This is a genomic window from Pseudoalteromonas sp. S327 (assembly GCF_005886415.1).
Classification (GTDB): domain Bacteria; phylum Pseudomonadota; class Gammaproteobacteria; order Enterobacterales; family Alteromonadaceae; genus Pseudoalteromonas; species Pseudoalteromonas atlantica.
This window is the reverse complement of the sequence record NZ_PNDP01000036.1, coordinates 61531-82429: the sequence shown is the minus strand read 5'-3', so window position 1 is coordinate 82429 and position 20899 is coordinate 61531. Positions and strand designations below refer to the sequence as shown.

Annotated in this window: 21 protein-coding genes and 1 pseudogene; 16 read left to right on the top strand and 6 right to left on the bottom strand. The window is 41.6% G+C overall.

Annotated elements, in window-relative coordinates:
• The first annotated feature begins 49 nt into the window (after nt 1-49).
• Together CWB60_RS12310 and CWB60_RS12305 are read left to right on the top strand one after the other, a co-directional pair.
• Nucleotides 50-505, top strand: a complete 456-nt coding sequence (locus CWB60_RS12310; protein WP_138578998.1) for a GNAT family N-acetyltransferase — start codon at nt 50-52, stop codon at nt 503-505.
• Nucleotides 506-522: 17 nt separating this feature from the next.
• Nucleotides 523-939: a GNAT family N-acetyltransferase gene (locus CWB60_RS12305; protein WP_096739189.1), complete on the top strand. Its 417-nt coding sequence runs from the start codon at nt 523-525 to the stop codon at nt 937-939.
• Between the two features lie 212 nt (nt 940-1151).
• On the opposite strand, the pseudogene CWB60_RS12300 reads toward CWB60_RS12305, so the two are convergent.
• Nucleotides 1152-1540: pseudogene (locus CWB60_RS12300) on the bottom strand (hypothetical protein); the annotation flags it as partial.
• Between the two features lie 182 nt (nt 1541-1722).
• On the opposite strand from CWB60_RS12300, the gene CWB60_RS12295 reads away from it, so the two are divergent.
• Entirely contained in the window at nt 1723-3918 is a 2196-nt protein-coding gene (locus CWB60_RS12295; protein ID WP_138579000.1) for a YfaP family protein, read from the top strand.
• Nucleotides 3919-3955: 37 nt separating this feature from the next.
• Here CWB60_RS12295 and CWB60_RS12290 read toward each other — a convergent pair whose 3' ends face one another.
• The 3 genes from CWB60_RS12290 to CWB60_RS12280 are packed head-to-tail and all read right to left on the bottom strand — an operon-like array spanning nt 3956 to nt 6285.
• Entirely contained in the window at nt 3956-5143 is a 1188-nt protein-coding gene (locus tag CWB60_RS12290) for a vWA domain-containing protein (protein WP_138579002.1), read from the bottom strand.
• Between the two features lies 1 nt (nt 5144).
• Complete coding sequence (locus tag CWB60_RS12285) at nt 5145-5993, bottom strand: AAA family ATPase (RefSeq protein WP_004586178.1); 849 nt, start codon at nt 5991-5993, stop codon at nt 5145-5147.
• A gap of 52 nt (nt 5994-6045) precedes the next feature.
• Nucleotides 6046-6285 (bottom strand): DUF1653 domain-containing protein, encoded by a 240-nt coding sequence (locus tag CWB60_RS12280; protein ID WP_029774266.1) that lies wholly within the window; start codon nt 6283-6285, stop codon nt 6046-6048.
• Nucleotides 6286-6345: 60 nt separating this feature from the next.
• On the opposite strand from CWB60_RS12280, the gene CWB60_RS12275 reads away from it, so the two are divergent.
• The 11 genes from CWB60_RS12275 to rpoS all read left to right on the top strand — a co-directional run bounded on the left by CWB60_RS12275 (nt 6346) and on the right by rpoS (nt 13916).
• A complete protein-coding gene (locus CWB60_RS12275; RefSeq protein WP_024033120.1) occupies nt 6346-6825 on the top strand; it encodes a DUF2947 domain-containing protein in 480 nt (159 codons plus the stop codon).
• A gap of 75 nt (nt 6826-6900) precedes the next feature.
• Nucleotides 6901-7530, top strand: a complete 630-nt coding sequence (locus tag CWB60_RS12270; protein WP_138579004.1) for a hypothetical protein — start codon at nt 6901-6903, stop codon at nt 7528-7530.
• A gap of 30 nt (nt 7531-7560) precedes the next feature.
• Nucleotides 7561-7848, top strand: a complete 288-nt coding sequence (gene ftsB, locus CWB60_RS12265) for a cell division protein FtsB (RefSeq protein WP_004586182.1) — start codon at nt 7561-7563, stop codon at nt 7846-7848.
• Nucleotides 7838-8539 carry a 2-C-methyl-D-erythritol 4-phosphate cytidylyltransferase gene (gene ispD, locus CWB60_RS12260; RefSeq protein ID WP_138579006.1) on the top strand — a complete coding sequence of 234 codons (702 nt, stop codon included), beginning with the start codon at nt 7838-7840 and terminating at the stop codon, nt 8537-8539. The genes ftsB and ispD overlap by 11 nt, the downstream gene beginning before the upstream one ends.
• The gene (ispF, locus tag CWB60_RS12255) at nt 8536-9033 is read left to right on the top strand and encodes a 2-C-methyl-D-erythritol 2,4-cyclodiphosphate synthase (RefSeq protein WP_004586184.1); all 498 of its coding nucleotides are present in this window, start codon (nt 8536-8538) and stop codon (nt 9031-9033) included. Before ispD ends, ispF begins: the two co-directional genes overlap by 4 nt.
• Nucleotides 9030-10079 carry a tRNA pseudouridine(13) synthase TruD gene (truD, locus tag CWB60_RS12250; protein ID WP_029774262.1) on the top strand — a complete coding sequence of 350 codons (1050 nt, stop codon included), beginning with the start codon at nt 9030-9032 and terminating at the stop codon, nt 10077-10079. The genes ispF and truD overlap by 4 nt, the downstream gene beginning before the upstream one ends.
• On the top strand, nt 10060-10824 hold the full coding sequence (gene surE, locus CWB60_RS12245; protein WP_004586186.1) for a 5'/3'-nucleotidase SurE: 765 nt from the start codon (nt 10060-10062) through the stop codon (nt 10822-10824). Before truD ends, surE begins: the two co-directional genes overlap by 20 nt.
• Nucleotides 10814-11452: a protein-L-isoaspartate(D-aspartate) O-methyltransferase gene (locus CWB60_RS12240; RefSeq protein WP_004586187.1), complete on the top strand. Its 639-nt coding sequence runs from the start codon at nt 10814-10816 to the stop codon at nt 11450-11452. The genes surE and CWB60_RS12240 overlap by 11 nt, the downstream gene beginning before the upstream one ends.
• A gap of 9 nt (nt 11453-11461) precedes the next feature.
• Nucleotides 11462-12040, top strand: coding sequence for a YqaA family protein (locus CWB60_RS12235; protein ID WP_004586188.1), 579 nt, complete (start codon nt 11462-11464; stop codon nt 12038-12040).
• Nucleotides 12041-12081: 41 nt separating this feature from the next.
• Nucleotides 12082-12906, top strand: a complete 825-nt coding sequence (locus CWB60_RS12230) for a peptidoglycan DD-metalloendopeptidase family protein (protein ID WP_138579008.1) — start codon at nt 12082-12084, stop codon at nt 12904-12906.
• 35 nt (nt 12907-12941) lie between these two features.
• Nucleotides 12942-13916, top strand: a complete 975-nt coding sequence (gene rpoS / locus CWB60_RS12225; protein WP_024033114.1) for an RNA polymerase sigma factor RpoS — start codon at nt 12942-12944, stop codon at nt 13914-13916.
• A 132-nt stretch (nt 13917-14048) separates the two neighbouring features.
• On the opposite strand, the gene mutS is transcribed toward rpoS, so the two are convergent.
• Complete coding sequence (gene mutS / locus CWB60_RS12220; protein WP_096041263.1) at nt 14049-16634, bottom strand: DNA mismatch repair protein MutS; 2586 nt, start codon at nt 16632-16634, stop codon at nt 14049-14051.
• Nucleotides 16635-16655: 21 nt separating this feature from the next.
• Here mutS and CWB60_RS12215 point away from each other — a divergent pair, with 21 nt between their 5' ends.
• On the top strand, nt 16656-17147 hold the full coding sequence (locus CWB60_RS12215; protein ID WP_004586192.1) for a CinA family protein: 492 nt from the start codon (nt 16656-16658) through the stop codon (nt 17145-17147).
• A gap of 65 nt (nt 17148-17212) precedes the next feature.
• The gene (gene recA / locus CWB60_RS12210) at nt 17213-18256 is read left to right on the top strand and encodes a recombinase RecA (RefSeq protein ID WP_004586193.1); all 1044 of its coding nucleotides are present in this window, start codon (nt 17213-17215) and stop codon (nt 18254-18256) included.
• A 334-nt stretch (nt 18257-18590) separates the two neighbouring features.
• Here the strand turns inward: recA and CWB60_RS12205 are convergent, their stop codons facing one another.
• Entirely contained in the window at nt 18591-20717 is a 2127-nt protein-coding gene (locus CWB60_RS12205; RefSeq protein WP_138579010.1) for a TonB-dependent siderophore receptor, read from the bottom strand.
• Between the last annotated feature and the right edge of the window lie 182 nt (nt 20718-20899).

Genomic DNA, 20899 nt, shown 5'->3' with positions numbered 1-20899 from the left:
TTTAATTAAAGCCCTAAAGCATTAAATTCAAGGATTAAATGGGGTGTAAATGGATATTAGAACAGACGCGCTTTCAAACCCACACATTATAAAGTTACTACAAGCGCATCATAACGATATGCTAAAACACTCACCTGTTGAAAGCGTACATGCGCTGGATGTAACTAAACTCACAAAGCCTGATATAACTTTTTATAGCTTATGGATTGATAATAATTTAGCGGGTGTTGGTGCTTTAAAAGCACTAAATACAACGCATGGCGAAATTAAATCAATGCGCACCTCAAGCAACTATTTACGCCAAGGCATAGCCGCTAAGTTACTCACGCATATTATTGAGCAAGCAACACTGCTAGGGTATAAAAAGTTAAGTTTAGAAACAGGCACTGCAAAGGCGTTTTTACCCGCGCAAAAGCTTTACACTCAGTTTGGTTTTAAAAAATGCGAACCATTTGGGAATTATGAGCAAGATCCGTATAGCTTGTTTATGAGTAAAGTGCTTTAAAGTGAGTAGGGGATATTATGGTTTATAACGTTGAACTGAAAGCTCCAGCACAGGATGAATTTGCTAATTTACGTACACAAGTAAAGTGGCAAAACCCTGACGATAAAACATTAAAAGCAAGCATCGAAAACTCATTGTTTTGGGTCACTGTATACGACACGGGTAAGTTGATAGGCACTGGCAGAGTGGTTGGTGATGGCGCAATGTATTTTTATATTCAAGATATAATTGTTGCGCCAAGCTATCAAAAACAAGGCATTGGTCATTTAGTAATGACCCACATTGAAAACTACCTAAGCAGCACCAGCCCTAATGGCGCTACAATCGCTTTATTAAGTGCTCACGGTAAAGAAAGATTTTATACACAATATGGTTATGTAAAACGCGATGGCGATAGTTTAGGGTTTGGAATGTGTAAGTTTATTAACAAGTAATAATAAATATTGCTGAATTTTTTATATTTTCCATTAACTCTGTAAGTCGGGTTGTTTCTAGTTAATTCATCATTTTTGTCGGATGGCGTGGCTTCGCCACTTATCCGACCTACGTCAAAGGTAGGTTGGTTAAGCCAAAGGCGTCACCCAACAACGCTATAGGTTCACGCCTGAAGCCCCGCCGCTAGCGCTGAGCTGAGGTAAATTAATTTCTAACTCAGCTCTTTTATCGCGTTACTTATTCCATCTAAACTCAGCGGGTACATTCTGTTGTCCATCAGCTGCTTTATAAAATCAATTGATTGATAGTACGGCCAGTGTTCAACCGGTTGTGGGTTGAGCCAGGCTACTTTATCGAAGTGATTGGTAATTCGTTGTAACCATGCACTGCCGGGCTCTTCATTGTAGTGCTCTACCGAGCCGCCGGGGTAGGCTATTTCGTATGGGCCCATAGTAGCATCGTCCACAAAAATTACTTTGTAGTCGCTGGTAAATTTATTAATCAGCGTCATGGTGTCGGTGAGTTTGAGTGGCGCCGCGCATTGTCTTGCCATACGTGCTCGTATAAACAGTTATGAAAATAGTAAAAATTTAAATTCTTATCTTTCTAATAGCTGATTTTAATCTTTCTATTTATTAGTCTAAATTAAACATGAATCCATGGTTAGTGTTAGATTTAAAAATTATAAAGATTAGATACCTAGTTACAAATGTTATATTTTTGTTGTGTTTTTAGTGCTTTATACTTATTATTCTAACCGTTGATAAATATAGGGAAATATAATGGAAAATCAATTTAAACTTAAACCTCTCCTTGTTCTACCTCTTATAAGTGTATTAACTGCATGTGGCTCATCAGATTCTGACAGTGAAACGGCGGTTGTAGGTGTAAATAGCGTACCAGTTATCACCTCTCAGGCTGTTATTACGGCAACAGAAGATACACAATATACCTATGACTTAGTAGTACAAGATGATGACAGTAATTTAACTTATTCATTGAATTCTGCCCCTGAGGGTATGACTATTTCTAGTGATGGTTCTATTCAGTGGGTACCCACTGAAGGAGTAGTAAGCTCAGGAAATGTAGTTGCAGCAGTAAATGATGGTGTAAATGATAGCGTATTGCAGTCTTTTGAGATTGAAGTTACCCCTGTAAATGATTCACCGGTACTAACTGAAGTAGCAAATCAGGTGGTTAAAAGCGGAGATAATTTTACTTTTCAAATTAATGTAACCGACCCTGATGATACTGCTGAGTACGGTGATCTAAACTTTACTCTAACCTCAGCGCCTGAAGGTATGAATATTGATCAAACAGGCTTATTGACATATGCAGCTAGCGCTTCTGAAACGTCTTCCTACGTAGTGACAGTTAGTGTAAGCGATGGTGGAGAAGATGGTTCTGTCCCTTCGACAACATCGTTTACACTTGACGAGCAATACTTTTTAAATATTTCAGCGGTGATTAAAAACTATTACACTGAAGATGTGATTGAAAATGCGACAGCTTATTTAACAAATGGAGATGAAATCGTTGACGAGGCAGTATCTAATCAAGATGGTATCGTTTCATTTTCTGTACAAGATATAGATATGACATCCCGTATGTCTGTTATCAGTGATGCTGAAGGCTTTGCTGAGATGGGTATTGGTTTAAACGAAAACCAAATAAACTTAGCCAACAATATATTACTGCAACCTGTTCATGCAGAACTGTCATTTGACCCAACAGTAGAGACGCAGCTTTCGGTAGAGGATACTGTTTTAGTTGAATTACCAGCTAATAGTTTGGTAAGACCAGATGGTACATTGGTCACAGGGATTGTGAATGCCGAGTTAACTATCATAAATCCAGCGATAGATATTAATCTTATGCCAGGCGATATGATTACTAAAAGTGAAAACGGAGAGATCAAACCAATAGAATCATTTGGTGCAATTACAGTTACGTTTAAAGATACTGATGGATTGGATCTTAATTTAATAGAAAATGCACAAGCTAAAATTAATATCCCAGCTGTAGGGCAACTTGAGCCGACAATCCCATTATATTACTTTAATGAGAATACTGGGTTTTGGGCTGAAGAAGGTGAAGCTGAATTAATATCAAACTCTCAAGGTAACTTCTATACGGGTATGGTGTCTCATTTTACAACGTGGAATGCAGATAGAATCTACGATACAGTATTTATAAATGGCTGTATTGAAGATGAAGAGCAAAACCGTATTGCAGGAGCGCAGGTAAACTCAGAGGGGCGTGACTATATAGGCTCGTCTTCGGCAGTAACAGACGAAAATGGTATGTTTTCGATACCTACTAAAATGAATAGTACTGTTTTAATTTCATCTACAGTTGGTGCTCAAAGTCGAACTTCTTCTATAGAAACAACAGATGTAGATTTAAACTTAGGCGAGTGCATCGTTTTAAATGAAGCGCTTACAAGAATAAAGTTAAATTGGGGTTTAACTCCTTCAGATTTGGACTCTCATTTATGGGGCCCATCAAATAGTGATGGTGGGCAGTTTCACATTTATTATATAAATAGAGAAATTGTTGTAAACGATGTCGTTATGTTTTTGGATGTCGACGATGTGACAAGCTATGGTCCTGAGGTCATTTCAATTCCAGAATTTGCTTTACCTGGCACTTATACTTATAAAGTACATAATTATTCTCAAACTCCTGATATAGATACTGATACAGCTAAAGTTGAGCTCATCGTTAACGATAGGCGTTATATATTTACTCCACCAAGTGATGGAGTTGATGATATGTGGTACGTATTTGATTTAGTCGTGAGCGAGTCTGGAAATGTAGACATTAATGAAGTGAATACATTTGAGCCGGATTATCGTTTTTCAAGTAACGTTAATCCTTCAAGTTATAATATTCCTAGAGTTAATTTGTCATCAAAAGCTCAATCTTATGAGCTAATATATAAAGACTTGGTTAAAGGAAAATATTACTCCTATTAATCTACAAATAAGCCTCCATATTTGGAGGCTTATTTTTTTAACTCAGCTCTTTTATCGCGTTACTTATTCCATCTAAACTCAGCGGGTACATTCTGTTATCCATCAGCTGCTTTATAAAATCAATTGATTGATAGTACGGCCAGTGTTCAACAGGTTGTGGGTTGAGCCATGCGACTTTATCAAAGTGATTGGTAATTCGTTGTAACCATGCACTGCCGGGCTCTTCATTGTAGTGCTCTACTGAGCCGCCGGGGTAGGCTATTTCGTAAGGGCCCATAGTGGCATCACCTACAAATATAACTTTGTAGTCGCTGGTGAACTTGTTTATGAGCGTCATGGTGTCGATGATGTTTGAATGGCGCCGCGTATTGTCTTGCCAAACGTGCTCGTATAAACAGTTATGAAAGTAGTAAAACTCTAAATGTTTAAACTCGCCGTGGGCGGCGCTAAATAGCTCTTCGCAGGTATGAATGTAGTCATCCATTGAGCCGCCAATATCAAACAGCATCAATACTTTTACTGCATTGTGGCGCTCGGGTGCCATTTTTACGTCCAGCATGCCGCCTTGTTTGGCGGTAGCGCGAATGGTCTCGTTTAAATCAAGGGTGTCACTTGCGCCAGTTCGGGCAAATTTACGTAATTTTTTAAGGGCGAGTTTAATAGTACGAGAGCCAATTTCGCGATCTGAGTCTAAATTGCGGTATTCGCGCTTATCCCACACTTTTACCGCTTGGCGATTACGGTTACCCTCTTGCCCTATACGCACGCCTTCTGGGTTATAGCCGTATGCACCAAAAGGTGATGTACCACCAGTGCCCACCCATTTATTGCCGCCTGCGTGGCGTTTTTGTTGCTCTTGTAAACGCTCTTTTAGGGTTTTCATAAGCTCGTCGAGCCCGCCCATAGCTTTAAGTTGGGCTTTTTCTTCATCGCTTAGGTTTTTTTCAAACTCTTTACGTAGCCAATCTTCAGGTAAGTTGTGCTGTTGCTTTAAACTCTCGAGCAGGTCTAAGTCGGCAATACCGCTAAAGTAGTCGCTAAAGGCTTTGTCGAACCGGTCAAAGTGCGTTTCATCTTTTACCATTATGGTGCGCGCTAAATGGTAAAAGCCATCTACATCGGCAAATATAACGCCTTTTTTTAAGGCGTTAATTAAATCGAGTAGTTCGCGCAGGCTTACCGGTAAGCGGTATTTACGCAGCGTGAAAAAAAACTGTACTAGCATGTTAGCGACGGCTCATAAAGGCGAGCTTTTCGATTAGGCTTATGTCTTGCTCATTTTTAAGCAGTGCGCCAAACATCGGCATTAAACCGCCTTTTTGGGCTTTATCGTGCAGTGTTTTAGCGTCTATATCTTCGGCCATTAAAAGCTTTAACCAATCCAGCAATTCGCTGGTGGAAGGTTTCTTTTTAAGGCCGTTGGCTTCACGTAAGTTAAAAAATACTTCGAGTGCTTGGCGAACTAAATCTTGTTTAACGTTAGGGTAGTGCACATCAACGATTTGCTGCATTTCCTCGCTGCTTGGAAAATCAATATAGTGAAAAAAGCAGCGGCGTAAAAAGGCATCTGGTAATTCTTTTTCATTATTGGAAGTGATGATCACAATAGGGCGTTCTTTCGCTACAATGCGCTCGTTAGTTTCGTAAACATGAAACTCCATTTTATCAAGTTCGAGCAGTAAGTCGTTTGGGAACTCGATGTCGGCTTTGTCTATTTCGTCGATTAAAAGCACTGGCCGTTTACCGTTAAGTTCAGCGTAGTTAAACGCTTGCCACAGCTTACCTTTAACAATGTAGTTGCCAATGTTATGTACGCGCTCATCGCCTAATTGGCTGTCGCGTAGGCGCGATACCGCGTCGTATTCGTACAAACCCTGTTGTGCTTTAGTGGTTGATTTAATGTGCCACTGAATAAGCTCGGTATCTAAGCTTTTAGCAAGCTCTTCAGCCAGCATGGTTTTACCTGTACCTGGCTCACCTTTAATTAATAAGGGCTTTTCAAGCATAATAGCGGCATTTACAGCCTGTTTAAGCGAGCTGCTAGCGATGTAGTTGTCGGTAGAATTAAATTGCACGGGTTCCCCTTGCCTGGTCTGATCAGTGTTGTATGTGATTATAATGCCATAGTTAATCTGCAGCTCCAAGGTAGGCAAAGCGTGGAATAGTGTGTCCATCTTTTTCAACGGTTTCTAAAAACATACTTAGTGGACGTGCCCACATGCCGTACTCGCCATACAGGGCTTGGTATATAACAAGTTGTTCGTCGGTTTCGCTGTGTGTTGCTACGTAAAATACTTTGTATTGTGGACCTTTGTAGTGTTGATATATGCCTGGTTTGAGGGAAAGCGGTTTTATTGCTGTAGTCATGTTTTGATCTCTTGTATAATTGCGTTTGCTTTTTATTATGCCAAAGAATACACCAACACTATGAATTATATTTCGCTCGATGATCACAAAAAAGCCTGGGTTTTTCGTCATAAAGACCTTCCTGTATCTGAAGAAGACGCTGCGCGTATTAAGCCAATGACCAGCGAACGTGCTGCGGTGCTTTGGAGCACTATGGTGAGCCGCGAGTTCGACCACCCCGATTTTTTTGATAAAACTGATTGGTGCGGTAAAGAAGAAAGCTTTAGCGATGAAGTAAATTGGGAAGATGCGTGGGAAAATGGCGACGAAAGCTTACCACAAGCCATTTTGGATCATTTAGATTGGCAGGCTAATACCACTGTTTATTTTTGTATGGCACGCGATAACGTTATAGAAACCACCTTTGATGTATTTAAACGTAATTGGCAAAACTTTATGTTTTTAGCTGATGGCAGTTTATTAATTGGTAAAAAGCGTAATACCGTGGTGCAATTTTTAGAAAGCGGCATTGCTAAATTAGGTGAAAAGCCAAGCGCTTAAATTGCCTAGTGCGCTTAAAAAATAGCCGCTATTGTGCTATAAAACAGCTACCTAATTGTTTTTTGAGTATAACTATTGGTAGCGAAGAGTCAGCCACTTGCAGCTCAGCAGCAAGAAATATGGCAAAGTGATGCGCAAAAAGTGCTGTATGCACAATTGTGCAATGCGTTTTATCAGCGAGAGGTACAGCGCTTAGTTGCTGAGGCTAATGCTGATAAACTACGCCGCCAATTAAAAAGCTTACCGTATTATATAGAACGGGCGGCAACTTTGGTTGCCAATGGGAGTTCGCCGTTTACGCTCGACTCACAAAATGGCTCTTGGCTTGAAAAACAAAAGCCAACACCGCCAGAGGTTAACGCTCAGGCAAATGAACTTTTTTATAAAAAATATGCCCAAGTGGGGCTAATAGTGCCGGTGTTAATAAATAGCCATGACCAAGTGAGGCTAAGAATAGACAGCATAGATCAAGTAAGCGACAATAAACTGCACTGTAATGAACTAGGCTGGTTTGATTTTTTTGGCAAGGGCCTAGAACAAGCAAATGCGCAGTTGGTAAAACCCAGTAAAATGAGTTTAACAGCGGCGTGTTGCGGGCATCAGTGGCAATTTTCAAAACGCTGCGCACCTAGGTTGCTTTCACTTAGAGAAATGCTATTAGCGGGTAATATTAATTGGCGTAATATAAAACGCCCACGAGCCTAATTTTATTTAAAAACGAATAGGGAGTGTTAAATGCGGTTTTTTCAGCTTGGCCTGTTGTGCTTAGCACTGTTTATACAATACCGACTTTGGTTCGGTCATAACGGTGTGCAAGACTATACACGTTTAAAAGCAGCCGTGGCTTCTCATCAACAAACTAATGAAAAACTAATTAAGCGCAATAAAGTACTTACCGCCGACATAGAAGATTTAAAGCTTGGTCAAGAAGGCATAGAAGAGCGCGCTCGTAACGAATTAGGAATGATTAAACCGGATGAAACATTTATACGTGTTTTACCGGGCAAACAACATGAAAAATAATAATTCAATAGCTGCCATTGTACCCGCTGCCGGCGTAGGCAGCAGAATGCAGCACAGTGCACCTAAGCAGTATATTAAATTGGCAGGAAAAACTATTTTAGAGCACACGCTCTGTAAGCTTTCGCAATTAAAAAGCTTAAGCCAAATAGTTGTAGCCGTTAGTCAAACCGACCCTTTTTTTGACTCGCTTGCGCACATAGACTCGCGAATTTTACGCGCCAACGGCGGGCAAGAGAGAGCAGACTCAGTGCTTAATAGCTTATTGTTTTTAGAAAATAACCCTCCTGAATGGGTGCTGGTGCACGACGCAGCCCGCCCCTTAGTCACTATTAACGATATTGAAACCTTAATAGCGCATTGTATAGCCGACGACGAAGGCGGTATTTTAGCAAGCAAAGTAAAAGACACCATAAAGCGTGGTAACACGCATAGCGAGCAAACCGTGCCTCGTGATGATTTATGGCAAGCGCTTACGCCGCAACTTTTTAAATATGACGAGCTTAAAAGTGCGTTGCAACGTGCGCTTTGTGAAGGCGTAACTATTACCGATGAAGCCAGTGCCATTGAGTGGGCAAATAAACCCGTTAAGCTAATTGCAGGGCGCAGCGACAATATTAAAATAACCACGCCGGAGGATTTAGACCTAGCGAGGTTTTTATTAAACAAACAACAAAACGAGCAAGCATTATGATTCGAATTGGCCATGGTTTTGACGTACACAAATTTGGTGGCGAAGGCCCAATAACAATTTGCGGCGAAAAAATAGATTACCCGCAGGGCTTTTTAGCACACTCAGATGGCGATGTTGCTATTCATGCATTATGCGATGCTATTTTAGGCGCGTTGGCAATGGGCGATATTGGTAAGCATTTTCCGGATACGGCGAGCGAGTATGAAAATATAGATAGCCGTATTTTACTTCGCCATGTTGTAGGCCTTGCCAAAGAGCAAGGTTATGTACTGGGCAATGGCGATGTCACTATTGTGGCGCAGGCTCCTAAAATGTTGCCACACATCCAAGCTATGCGCTCTAATTTAGCCAGCGATTTAAATTGCGAGCTTTCACAAATAAATGTTAAAGCGACCACCACCGAAAAGCTCGGCTTTGAAGGGCGTAAAGAAGGTATTTCTAGCCATGCGGTGGTTATTATGAGCAAAGCGCCTGAGAGTACAGCAAGCGCATGAGCGATTTAAATTACCTATACGGTGTACCGCTTTCAAAAGCAGACTTTAAAACCGTTGCTGAAGATTTTATGGTTGATGAAGACCTCGGCATAGAATTTACCGGCAGTGGTGAGCATGTATGCTTACAGGTCGTTAAAAAAGGTGAAAACACGCAATACGTGGCTAAGTTAATTGCACAAAAGGCTGGAGTGTCACCGCGCGAAGTAAGCTATGCCGGTATGAAAGACCGCCACGGCGTGTGTAGCCAATGGTTTAGCGTAAAAGTACCCATTAAAAAGCACATTGATTTTAGTGAACTCAATAGCGACAGCATTTTTGTGGTTTCGCAACAGCGTCACGAACGTAAATTACGCACCGGTTGCCACAAAGGAAACCGATTCACTATTACGCTTCGTAATGTAACCCAGCCGCTTGATATTTTATGCCGCATTAATGCCGTGCGTGCGGGTGTGCCTAACTACTTTGGCGAGCAGCGCTTTGGCCGCGACGGGCATAATTTAGTTATGGCCGAAAAAATGTTTGCCGGCGAGCGCATTCGCGATAAAAAACTACGCGGTATTATTATCTCCGCTGCCCGTTCACATGTATTTAATCAAATAGTGAGCTTACGTGTTAAAGAGCATGGGTTAGCTAAAACCATGCACCGTGAAGTATTTATGCTAAGCGGTAGTAACGCATTTTTTGAAGATGCAATAAGCGATGAAAACATAGCGCGTTTAGCCTCTGGCGATATTATGATGTCGGCTCCTATGGTTGGTAAAAGTGAAAAGGGCTTAACTGATCAAGAAAAAATATGGCTAAAACCATACCAAGCATGGTGTGAGGGCTTAGGCGAATTAGGCCTTAAAAATGAGCGCCGTATGCTGCGCCTCATTCCGCAAGATTTAACCATAGAAACACTAGACGAAACGACTTTAAAATTAAGCTTTGGATTGCCTAAAGGGTGTTTTGCTACCGCACTTTTACGTGAGCTGGTGGATTACACCGATGCAAGCCCTAATGAGCGAAAAGAAAAGGATAGTCAAAATGAAGATACTGCTAAGTAACGACGACGGTGTAAACGCTAAAGGGATTGCTGTTTTATACCAGGCTCTTACGCAAATTGCCGATGTAACCCTTGTAGCCCCTGATCGTAACTGTAGTGGTGCCAGTAACTCGTTAACGTTAATAAACCCACTGCGCTCTACCACGCTTGAAAACGGCTTTATATCGGTTAATGGCACGCCTACTGATTGTGTTCATTTAGGGGTTAATCAGTTAGTTGATGAAACGCCTGATTTAGTCGTAGCAGGTATTAACCACGGCGCTAATTTGGGCGATGATACATTGTATTCAGGCACTGTGGCTGCGGCGACCGAAGGGCGCCATTTAGGCTTGCCTGCTATTGCTGTGTCACTTTGCTCACACCATGGTGAGCACTTTGAAACCGCAGCAGCTGTGACCGTTAATATAATTAAAGGGCTGGCATCGCACCCACTGCCTAAAGATCAAATTATCAACGTAAATGTACCCGATATTCCTCTAAGTGAGCTAAAAGGGGTGCAAGTTACGCGTTTAGGTGCCCGACATAAAGCCGAAACCATGACCAAACAAACTGACCCATGGGGGCGTGATATTTTTTGGTATGGCTCGCTTGGTATTGAAAGCGATGCCGGTGAGGGTACTGATTTTTACGCTGTTAATAATGGCTATGCTTCAGTTACACCGTTAAGTGTTGATATGACAGCAAAAGAAAGTATTGAAGCGGTTGGGCAGTGGTTAGCTGAAATGGAGATAAACCGTGCTGGCTAATTACTCGCGCAGTGCTATTGCGCTTTCTAAGCTATTAGAGCAAGAAGGGGTAGAAGACAAACAGGTATTAAAAGCCATTGCTGATATACCACGTCATGCCTTTATTGATGATGTACTAAAACATAAGGCGTACGAAAACACGGCGTTGCCGATAGGGCAAGGGCAAACTATTTCGCAGCCTTATATTGTGGCGCGTATGACCGAGCTGCTTCATTTGGCTGGCGTACGCGACAAAGTGTTAGAAATTGGCACAGGCTCTGGTTATCAAACCGCAGTGTTAGCCAAGTGTTTTAATAAGGTGTATTCGGTCGAGCGTATAAAAGCACTGCAATGGCAGGCTAAACGCCGTTTACATCAACTTGATTTATACAATGTAACCATGAAACACGCAGATGGCTGGCAAGGTTGGCAATCGCAGGCCCCGTTTAATGGTATTATAGTTACCGCGGCCGCATCAAAAGTACCTCAAGACTTACTTGCACAACTAGCTGATGGCGGTGTACTCCTTGCTCCCATTGGTGAGCAAGAACAAAAATTAACCATGGTTATTCGCCAAGGCGATAGCTTCACAGAGCATGTTATTGCACCAGTACGGTTTGTCCCTCTCGTCCCTGGTGATATTGAATAGGAATTCACGTTGAAATTGTTTACTAAGTTATACGATATGGCCCTAGTGTGGGCAAAACACCGCTTTGCTGAGCGCTATTTAGCAGCCATGAGCTTTGCTGAGTCTGTTTTTTTTCCGGTACCACCAGATGTAATGCTTGCTCCTATGTCGCTTGCTCAGCCAAGTAAAGCGTGGCGCTTTGCAAGCTTTGCAACAGTTGCTTCAGTACTTGGGGGGATTGTAGGTTACTTTTTAGGTTACTGGTTATTTGAGCCTGTTGTACAGCCCTTTATTGAGCAGATGCACTGGCAAGAAAAATTTGAAACAGCGCTTACATGGTTTAAAGAGTATGGCGTGTGGGTGGTATTTTTAGCGGGCTTTTCACCTATCCCTTATAAGGTATTTACTATTGGTGCAGGGGTATTACAAATGGCATTTTTACCATTTTTAATAGCGTCTGCCGTTGGCCGTGGTGCGCGTTTCTTTTTAGTTTCTGCTTTAATGAAGTGGGGCGGGGTTAAAATGGAGCAAAAATTACGTCAATATGTTGAAGTACTTGGCTGGGGTTTAGTTATATTAATAGCGGTTGCTTACTTTTTATTACGCTAACTAGCAAAAGTAGTACTTTTTAAATTTCGGAGCAAAACACCTTGAATAGTCAGTACGTATTATATGTAGTTGTATTTATTGCTGTTTTGCTTCCGGGGTGTTCATCTCGCCATATTCCTGCTCCTGTTAGCAGCCTCAACACTAATGTTAATGACTTTCAAAAAGGCATTAACATTAATGGCAATAAATACACAGTACAAAAGGGTGATACATTATATTCCATTGCCTTTAGTGCAGGCAAAAATTTTAAAATACTTGCAAAAAACAATTCAATTCCATCACCTTATGTTATTTATCCTGGGCAAGTTATTTCGCTTGTAGCCTCCAGTGGCCATGCGCTTGCTAGCAATTCACCCGTTAAACAAAAAATAACACCCACTAAAATAAAACAAAAAACTAACAAAAAATTAAAGAAAAATCTTGATCAGCCGAAACAACGAGAGTATGTTCAAAAACAAGCCAATGAAATAGTTAGTAATGCTAAACCTTCGTCGAGCAGTAAAGTAAAGTGGTTTTGGCCTGCAAAGGGCAAAGTGACTAAACGCTTTTCTAATAAGGAAAACGGTTACAAGGGTTTACAGATTACTAACCGTACAGGGGCTTCAGTTTTAGCCGCAGCACAAGGAACGGTGGTGTATGCGGGTAATGCGCTTCGAGGGTACGGTAATTTAATCATTTTGAAACATAATGATGATTACCTAAGTGCTTATGCACATAACTCGAAACTACTTGTTAGAGAAAAGCAGAAAGTTAAGGCAGGACAAAAAATAGCAGAAATGGGCAAGTCAGAATCTTCGGTCACTGCGCTTCGTTTTGAAATTCGCTACCGTGGGCAAGCTGTCAATCCTGCTAAATACCTTCCCTAATTTTTAGGTATTGATAATTGCTCGGGAGAAGGCTTATGGCTAACGCAGCAAAACTTGACAAAAACACCACCGACGAAAAATTTGATGACACCGCAGTAGAAGAAACTGCAGCATTACTTGAAGAGGTTGATAACGAAGAAGAGATATTTGCAAAAGAGGAAGTAACTAAAAACCTTGATGCAACCCAACTTTATTTAGGAGAAATTGGTTTTTCTCCCCTACTTAGCGCTGAAGAAGAAGTCTTTTTTGCCCGCAAATCGCTACGTGGATGTGAAGCATCTCGCAAGCGTATGATTGAAAGTAACCTACGTTTAGTTGTAAAAATTGCCCGCCGTTATAACAACCGAGGATTAGCACTTCTAGATTTAATTGAAGAAGGTAACCTAGGTTTAATTCGCGCTGTTGAAAAGTTTGACCCAGAGCGCGGTTTTAGATTTTCGACTTATGCAACGTGGTGGATACGCCAAACAATTGAACGCGCCATTATGAATCAAACGCGCACAATTCGCCTGCCAATACATGTAGTTAAAGAATTAAATGTTTACTTGCGTACAGCACGCGAGCTGACACAAAAGCTAGACCATGAGCCAACTGCTGAAGAAATTGCTGAAAGCTTAGGTAGACCCGTAGAAGACGTAACTAAAATGTTACGCTTAAACGAAAAAATTGCCTCAGTTGATATGCCAATTGGCGGTGAGAACGACAGCGCACTGTTAGACATTATTGCCGATGAAAAAAGCGCAGGCCCTGAGGGCGAAGTTCAAAATAATGATATTAACAAACATATTGTTGATTGGTTAGGTGAGTTAAACCCTAAACAACGTGAAGTATTAGCGCGTCGCTTTGGTTTACTTGGCTATGAGCCATCAACACTTGAAGATGTTGGCCGTGAAATTGGTTTAACGCGAGAGCGCGTAAGACAAATTCAGGTAGAAGCATTACGTCGTTTAAAAGATATTTTACAACAAGAAGGGTTAAGCACAGAAAGTTTGTTTGACCAGTTCTCGTAACTCCCTTTTATACTGTCTATGTGTTTAAAAGCTGAAGGATAAAACCTTCAGCTTTTTTTATGTCTTACGATCCCCAAGAAATACTATTCACTGTGTTATCAGCTTCTTAACCACCGCTCAAGTTATCTATATTTAAAGCAGAGCCTTTAATTTATAAAGAAGTTCGTGTGCTTGACGCGGCGATAGGTTATCAGGGTCAATGGCACTGAGTTGCTCCTCAACCTCTGAAGGCTCAGGCGCAGGTAACTCATTAGCAAATGAAAACGCCTGCTGCTCAGCATTAGGCGCTGTTACACTTTGGTGGTTTTCGAGCAGTTTAAGCTTTTGTTTTGCTTGGGCTATCACGGCTTTTGGCACGCCGGCAAGCGCTGCGACCTGTAAGCCAAAGCTTTTACTTGCTGCACCATCAAGCACAGTATGCATAAATGCAATGGTGTCGTTGTGCTCTATGGCATCTAAGTGCACATTCACCAGTCCAGTTTTTTGCTCGGCAAGTTCCGTTAATTCAAAGTAGTGCGTAGCAAATAATGTTTTAGCAGATATTTTTTGTGCCAGATGATCAGCCGTTGCATAAGCAAGTGACAAGCCATCGTAGGTACTGGTACCTCTGCCAATTTCATCCATTAATACCAAAGATTGCGCAGTTGCATTATTTAATATTGTGGCGGTTTCTGTCATTTCTACCATGAAAGTAGAGCGACCAGAGGCTAAATCGTCGCTTGCACCAATGCGAGTAAATATACGGTCAATATTACCAATTTTTGCACTATCAGCAGGGACATAACAGCCAATATGTGCCATCAATACGATAAGTGCTGTTTGGCGCATGTAGGTTGATTTACCACCCATGTTTGGACCGGTGATAATCAACATTTTACGCTGGCTATTTAGCTCCACAGGGTTGGCAATAAAAGGTTCTTTCATTACTTGCTCTACCACGGGGTGGCGACCTTGTTTAATGCTTATATTGTCATCATCGCATAGCTGTGGTTTAGCATAGTTAAGCGTTTGTGCTCGCTCTGCTAAGTTATTCAATACATCTAAATCAGCTAATGCGCCAGCCATCATTTGAAGCTGTTCAATATGCGGGGCTATAAACTCAAATAGCTCTTCATATAATTGTTTTTCAAGCGCAAGGGCTTTTGATTGGCTGCCAAGCACTTTGTCTTCGTGCTCTTTTAGTTCAGGTATTATGTAACGTTCATTATTTTTAAGCGTTTGGCGGCGAATATAATCAGCAGGTACTAAGTGTGAATTTGCACGACTTACCTCGATAAAAAAGCCATGCACCTTGTTATAGCCAATTTTTAATGTGCTGATCCCGGTGCGCTCGCGCTCTCTAAGCTCTAGTTGCTCAAGTATATCGGTAGCGCCTTTACTCAAGTTTCGCCATTCATCGAGTTCGCTGTTGTAGCCTGGTGCAATAACGCCCCCATCGCGAATTAGTACTGGTGGGTTATCAATAACAGCACGCTCAAGTAAAGCTTGTAGTTCAGGCAGCTCTGGAGAATGGCGAACAATGCTAGCGATACGCTCATCATTAGCATCGTTTAATAATGCGTGCAGTGGTGCGAGTGCTTGTAGGGCACTGCGCAGTCGGGTTAAATCGCGCGGGCGTGCCGTGCATAAAGCAAGTCGTGCTATTACGCGCTCTATATCACCAATTTCTTTTAATGAGTCGTGTAACTCGCCATATAATTGCACATCTAAAATAGCGCTAATGGCATTTAAACGTGAGTTAAGCTCATTTTTATTACGCACCGGTGTATGGATGCGGCGTTTAAGTAAACGCGACCCCATGGCCGTGGCGGTTTTATCAAGTACCTGCGCTAAGGTGTTTTCAAAGCCGCCCGATAAATTAACGGTTAGTTCTAAATTTTTGCGCGTTGCTGCATCTAATATAACTGCGTGCTCGTTATGCTCAAGCGTAATAGCGCGAATGTGGGGTAGCGCAATACGTTGTGTATCTTTTACGTATTGCATTAAACAACCCGCAGCGACCAAAGCAGCATGCGCTTTATCTACACCAAAACCAACTAAATCTTTGGTGCCAAACTGCTCGCACAGTAAGTGTTGCGCGGTGTCTAGGTCAAACTCCCACTCAGGGCGTCGGCGTGCCCCTTTTATATGCTCAATTAAATGTGTGTTTTCAAAGCTTTCACAGTATAAAAGCTCAGCGGGTGCTAAGCGCTGTAAGGTTGAAGTAAATGCTTCGTCGGTGTTAACTTCAACTACGTTGAAGCGCCCTGAATTTATATCAAGGTAGGCAATACCGTATAGCCCTTTTTTATTTTGCCATACGCTAGTGAGTAAGTTATCTTGGCGTTCTTGCAATAGCGCTTCATCTGAAATAGTACCCGGTGTAACGATACGTACGACTTTGCGCTCTACTGGCCCTTTACTGGTTGCAGGATCGCCAACTTGCTCACATATAGCAACCGATTCGCCCATTTGCACTAAACGAGCTAAATAGTTTTCTACTGCATGATAAGGGACACCCGCCATAGGGATAGGATCGCCGCCGGCTTTACCACGATGCGTTTGCGAAATATCGAGTAGTTGGGCCGCGCGTTTAGCGTCGTCAAAAAAGAGTTCATAAAAATCCCCCATACGATAAAACAATAAAATATCGCGATGCTCTGATTTTATTTTTAGATACTGCTGCATCATAGGGGTTTGTTGTTTTATAGTGTGCGGTGCATAAAGATCAAACGACATGTATTTACCCAAAGGCTGAATATGGAATTACATCAAGAGATTAAAACACTTGCTGCGCAATTGGGCGTTATTTTAACGGATAAACGCTTATGGATCACTACCGCTGAATCATGTACTGGTGGCGGAGTGAGTTATGCGCTTACAGATACGCCAGGTAGCTCAGGTTATTTGGGCCGCGCATTTGTTACTTATAGTAATGAAGCTAAGCATGAACTGCTTAATGTGGCCAATACTACGCTAGAGCAATTTGGTGCGGTGAGTGAGCAAACAGTAAAAGAGATGGCTTTTGGTGCCGCAAGCGTTGCCAAAGCTGATGTTGCCGTGGCAATTTCGGGCATTGCTGGGCCAGGTGGCGCTACGTCCGATAAACCAGTTGGCTTTGTGTGGTTTTGCATACAAATTGCCAATGAACAATTTACGTTTAAGCAAATATTTAACGGCGATAGAGCGCAAGTTAGAATGCAAGCTATTGAATTTGCATTGAAAAGTACGATCGAGAAGATAAAATTATAAATTTCACTTGATACTGTGATTTCATACAGTATACTTGTTCGCATTAGCCGGATTTGGAGAACAGAATGAACGATAATAAACAAAAAGCGCTGGACGCTGCACTATCACAAATTGAGCGTCAATTTGGTAAAGGATCAATTATGAAACTGGGCGATAACAAAGCCCTAAATATTGATGCTGTATCTACAGGCTCACTTGGGATTGATATTGCTTTAGGCATAGGCGGTTTGCCTATGGGGCGTATTGTTGAAGTGTATGGCCCTGAGTCTTCAGGTAAAACAACGCTTACTTTGCAAGTTATCGCGCAGGCTCAAAAAGAAGGCAAAACATGTGCCTTTGTTGATGCTGAGCATGCTCTTGATCCGGTATACGCACAAAAGTTAGGTGTTAACATTGATGAGCTGTTAGTTTCTCAGCCAGATACCGGTGAGCAAGCACTAGAAATTTGTGACATGTTAGTACGTTCAAGTGCTGTAGATGTTGTTATTGTCGATTCTGTTGCAGCGCTTACACCAAAAGCTGAAATTGAAGGCGACATGGGCGACTCGCACATGGGCTTACAAGCACGTTTAATGTCGCAAGCACTACGTAAGCTTACAGGTAATATTAAACGCTCAAATACGCTATGTATTTTCATTAACCAAATTCGTATGAAAATTGGTGTAATGTTTGGTAACCCTGAAACAACAACCGGTGGTAATGCACTTAAGTTTTACGCGTCAGTGCGTATTGATATTCGTCGAATTGGTTCTGTAAAGGAAGGCGATGAGGTAGTCGGTAACGAAACCCGCGTTAAAGTAGTTAAAAACAAAGTTGCACCACCGTTTAAACAAGCTGAGTTCATCATTATGTATGGTGAAGGTATTTCTAAACAAGGTGAGTTAATTGATTTAGGTGTTAAGCACAAAATTGTTGAAAAAGCAGGTGCTTGGTACAGCTACAATGGCAATAAAGTAGGCCAAGGTAAATCAAACTCTATTAAGTTTTTGAAAGAAAACGTAGAAATTGCAGATGAAATTGAAGGTAAGTTACGTGATATGTTGCTATTAAAAGCAACGGTTGAGCCAGAAGATGGCGAAGACGTATTAGGCGCTGAGTCTGACCTTTAAGTGTAAACGTTCTCTAAGCTTGATTTGACCCGAGCTTTAAAAGGCGCTAATCAGCAATGGTTAGCGCCTTTTTGTGTTTAAAGCACGCTAAAACTATAACCTTACAGGCTTTAATAGATGCAGTTTAAATAGCACTTAGCCATATTTACAGTGAGGCTGGCTAACAAGTTCGCGTTTTAATTGAGGCGCGTAATAAAAGCATGCTATTGCAATTACTTTGCATAAGATAGATAGCGCAAGGAGGGGGATAAGCGCTTTAACTTAAGGGGGCTTAAAGCAAAAACGGCACTAAAAAGTGCCGTTTAAATTTAAAAGCCGTACTTTAAAAAGCGACTTATAGCTGCCAGTTTACAGATAGCGCGTAGTTACGTGGCGCACCGTAATAACCTTGAGCCCAGTATAGGCTGTGTAGGTATTTTTCATCTGTGGTGTTATTAACGTTAAAAGTAACCCCAACGTTTTCTGTAATTTTGTAGTTAGCCATTAAATCAAGAATACCGTAAGCATCTTGGTTCGTGGTTACAAGTGCAGCGCCGGTTGCATCTTCAACTTGTACGCGGCTAACCGAGTCTTGCCAACGATAATTTGCACCAAAAGTTAAGCCTTCAACAAAAGGTACTTGGTAAGTTGCAGCCAGTTTTAGCTGATTCTCTGGCGTGTAATCTTCAACTAAATCATCACCATCAATACTTAAATTACTAAAGCTGATGCTTGCACTTAAATCCTCGGTTACTTTACCACTTAATTCAATTTCAAAACCGTCGCTGGTGATACCATCAGCACCATAATAACGAGTATCGCTTGGTAATGAATCAGGTAATGCAACCGCTAGGTTTTCTTGTTTTGCATCAAAGTAAGCAAAGGTTACAAATACTTGATCGTCTAAAAGCTGTGCTTTTAAACCAATTTCGCTACTTTTACCTGTAATTGGCGCCAATTGCTCGGCATTAATATCAAGCTCTTTTTGTGGCACAAAGGTCTCTGTGTAACTTGCATAGGCTGAAAGCGATTCATTAAAGTCATACACAGCCCCCACATACGGGATAACTTCGCTGTCGTTACGTGTTTGTTCTACACCATAAGCAGTGCCGGATGTTTCCCAATCAGTGTAACGTACACCTGCTAATACGCTTAGCGGAGCGCTTAATTTAATGCGAGTAGACATATAAGCTGATTGCTGTTTGTTTTCTATATCACTGCCATTTAAGCCATCAGCAAGGGTTGCTTCAGGTACTACGCCATCCCACGTATCAAGCGAAGGCATGGCTGGGAAGCCGTTGCCCGTGGTGTAATCGTAAAGCGACTGCTCGTTGTAATCCATTTTTGCTTGGCTAACACCAAATGACAGGTCGTGTTCTTGGCCAAATAAATCAAATTTACCGCTGGCGTATAAATCAAATAAATCGTGCTTATCTTCGTAGTCGTAACGGCTTGCGTAACCTGTTAAACCAAGGCCAGTTTCGCTATCTGGTGTGCCATATACGTAAAATAGTTCTGAGTCTTGCTCGTTTTCTATGTGTGCGTAACGCGCTGTTGCAACCCACGTAGCCGATAGGTTTTGCTCAAGTGTTACATATACTTGCTCTGCGCTGTTATCCCAGTAAGACCAATCAGATGCCGTACTTGTAGAGGCGTCGTAGTTTGTTGCTGTGCCATCGGTGTAATAAAGAGGGAGTGCGCCCCAAAGTGGGCTATCGGCATCTTTTTGTTGGTTAACATAGTTGATGCTTAATGTCGTGTCGTCGGTTAGCTTGCCTTCGTAAGCAAGATAAGCAATTGTTTTATCTGTTTCGTAACGATCTAGGTATGACTCCGCTTTTTGCTTGGTAAATACGGCGCGTACAGCGTGGTCGTCGTTAATTGGCGTTGAAACATCTACTTCTAAACGCTTGTTGTTCCATGAACCATACGATGCAGATGCATGCGCTTGAGTTATGTAAGTTGGTTTTTTTAATACCATATTTACGGTTGCAGATGGGTTACCTGCGCCAGTCATAAGGCCGTTTGCACCACGTACAATTTCTACACGGTCGTAAATAGACGTATCTAAAGTGCCCTGAATAGAGCCTGAGCTTTGTGGGATGCCTAAACCATCAACCTGAAAGTTTGTTATTTCAAAACCACGGGCTTTAAAATAAGTACGGTCAGTTTCTATTTGTTCTACAGTTACACCGGGGGTGCTCTCTAGCACTGAGTTAATATCATCTAATGAAAAATCATCCATTAAAGCGCGAGAAACAACAGAAATACTTTGTGGGGTTTCTTTGATTGTTAGGCCTAATTTTGTAGCAGATTGCGCATCTTCGGTGATGTAGTTTTTATGATGCTGGCCATATACTGCTATTTTTTCTAATGAGTCATCTGTATTTGTTGTAGTTTCTTGTGCAAGTGCATGACCAGATAAAACAAGTGAAGTAATAAGGCTTAGCTTAGATAAACGCAAAATTTGTTGGGACGACATGTGTTTTTCCAATAGGTTCAAAAAAGAAGTGCATAACATAATCTAAATGAGAGTGATTTTCAATAACATGTTTGTAGTTTGTGCAAAATAATTAATAGTTATCCGAAATTGTGGGAATTTAGTGGATTTTAGCAACTAAATAGCCGCTTAGTTTAGCGCTAAGGTAATATTCCTTAATCGCA

Coding starts and splice junctions, on each gene's coding strand:
- CWB60_RS12310 (WP_138578998.1), top strand. CDS start 50: ATGGATATTAGAACAGACGCGCTTTCAAACCCACACATTATAAAGTTA.
- CWB60_RS12305 (WP_096739189.1), top strand. CDS start 523: ATGGTTTATAACGTTGAACTGAAAGCTCCAGCACAGGATGAATTTGCT.
- CWB60_RS12295 (WP_138579000.1), top strand. CDS start 1,723: ATGGAAAATCAATTTAAACTTAAACCTCTCCTTGTTCTACCTCTTATA.
- CWB60_RS12290 (WP_138579002.1), bottom strand. CDS start 5,143: ATGCTAGTACAGTTTTTTTTCACGCTGCGTAAATACCGCTTACCGGTA.
- CWB60_RS12280 (WP_029774266.1), bottom strand. CDS start 6,285: ATGACTACAGCAATAAAACCGCTTTCCCTCAAACCAGGCATATATCAA.
- CWB60_RS12275 (WP_024033120.1), top strand. CDS start 6,346: ATGAATTATATTTCGCTCGATGATCACAAAAAAGCCTGGGTTTTTCGT.
- ftsB (WP_004586182.1), top strand. CDS start 7,561: ATGCGGTTTTTTCAGCTTGGCCTGTTGTGCTTAGCACTGTTTATACAA.
- ispD (WP_138579006.1), top strand. CDS start 7,838: ATGAAAAATAATAATTCAATAGCTGCCATTGTACCCGCTGCCGGCGTA.
- ispF (WP_004586184.1), top strand. CDS start 8,536: ATGATTCGAATTGGCCATGGTTTTGACGTACACAAATTTGGTGGCGAA.
- truD (WP_029774262.1), top strand. CDS start 9,030: ATGAGCGATTTAAATTACCTATACGGTGTACCGCTTTCAAAAGCAGAC.
- surE (WP_004586186.1), top strand. CDS start 10,060: ATGAAGATACTGCTAAGTAACGACGACGGTGTAAACGCTAAAGGGATT.
- rpoS (WP_024033114.1), top strand. CDS start 12,942: ATGGCTAACGCAGCAAAACTTGACAAAAACACCACCGACGAAAAATTT.
- mutS (WP_096041263.1), bottom strand. CDS start 16,634: ATGTCGTTTGATCTTTATGCACCGCACACTATAAAACAACAAACCCCT.
- CWB60_RS12215 (WP_004586192.1), top strand. CDS start 16,656: ATGGAATTACATCAAGAGATTAAAACACTTGCTGCGCAATTGGGCGTT.
- recA (WP_004586193.1), top strand. CDS start 17,213: ATGAACGATAATAAACAAAAAGCGCTGGACGCTGCACTATCACAAATT.
- CWB60_RS12205 (WP_138579010.1), bottom strand. CDS start 20,717: ATGTCGTCCCAACAAATTTTGCGTTTATCTAAGCTAAGCCTTATTACT.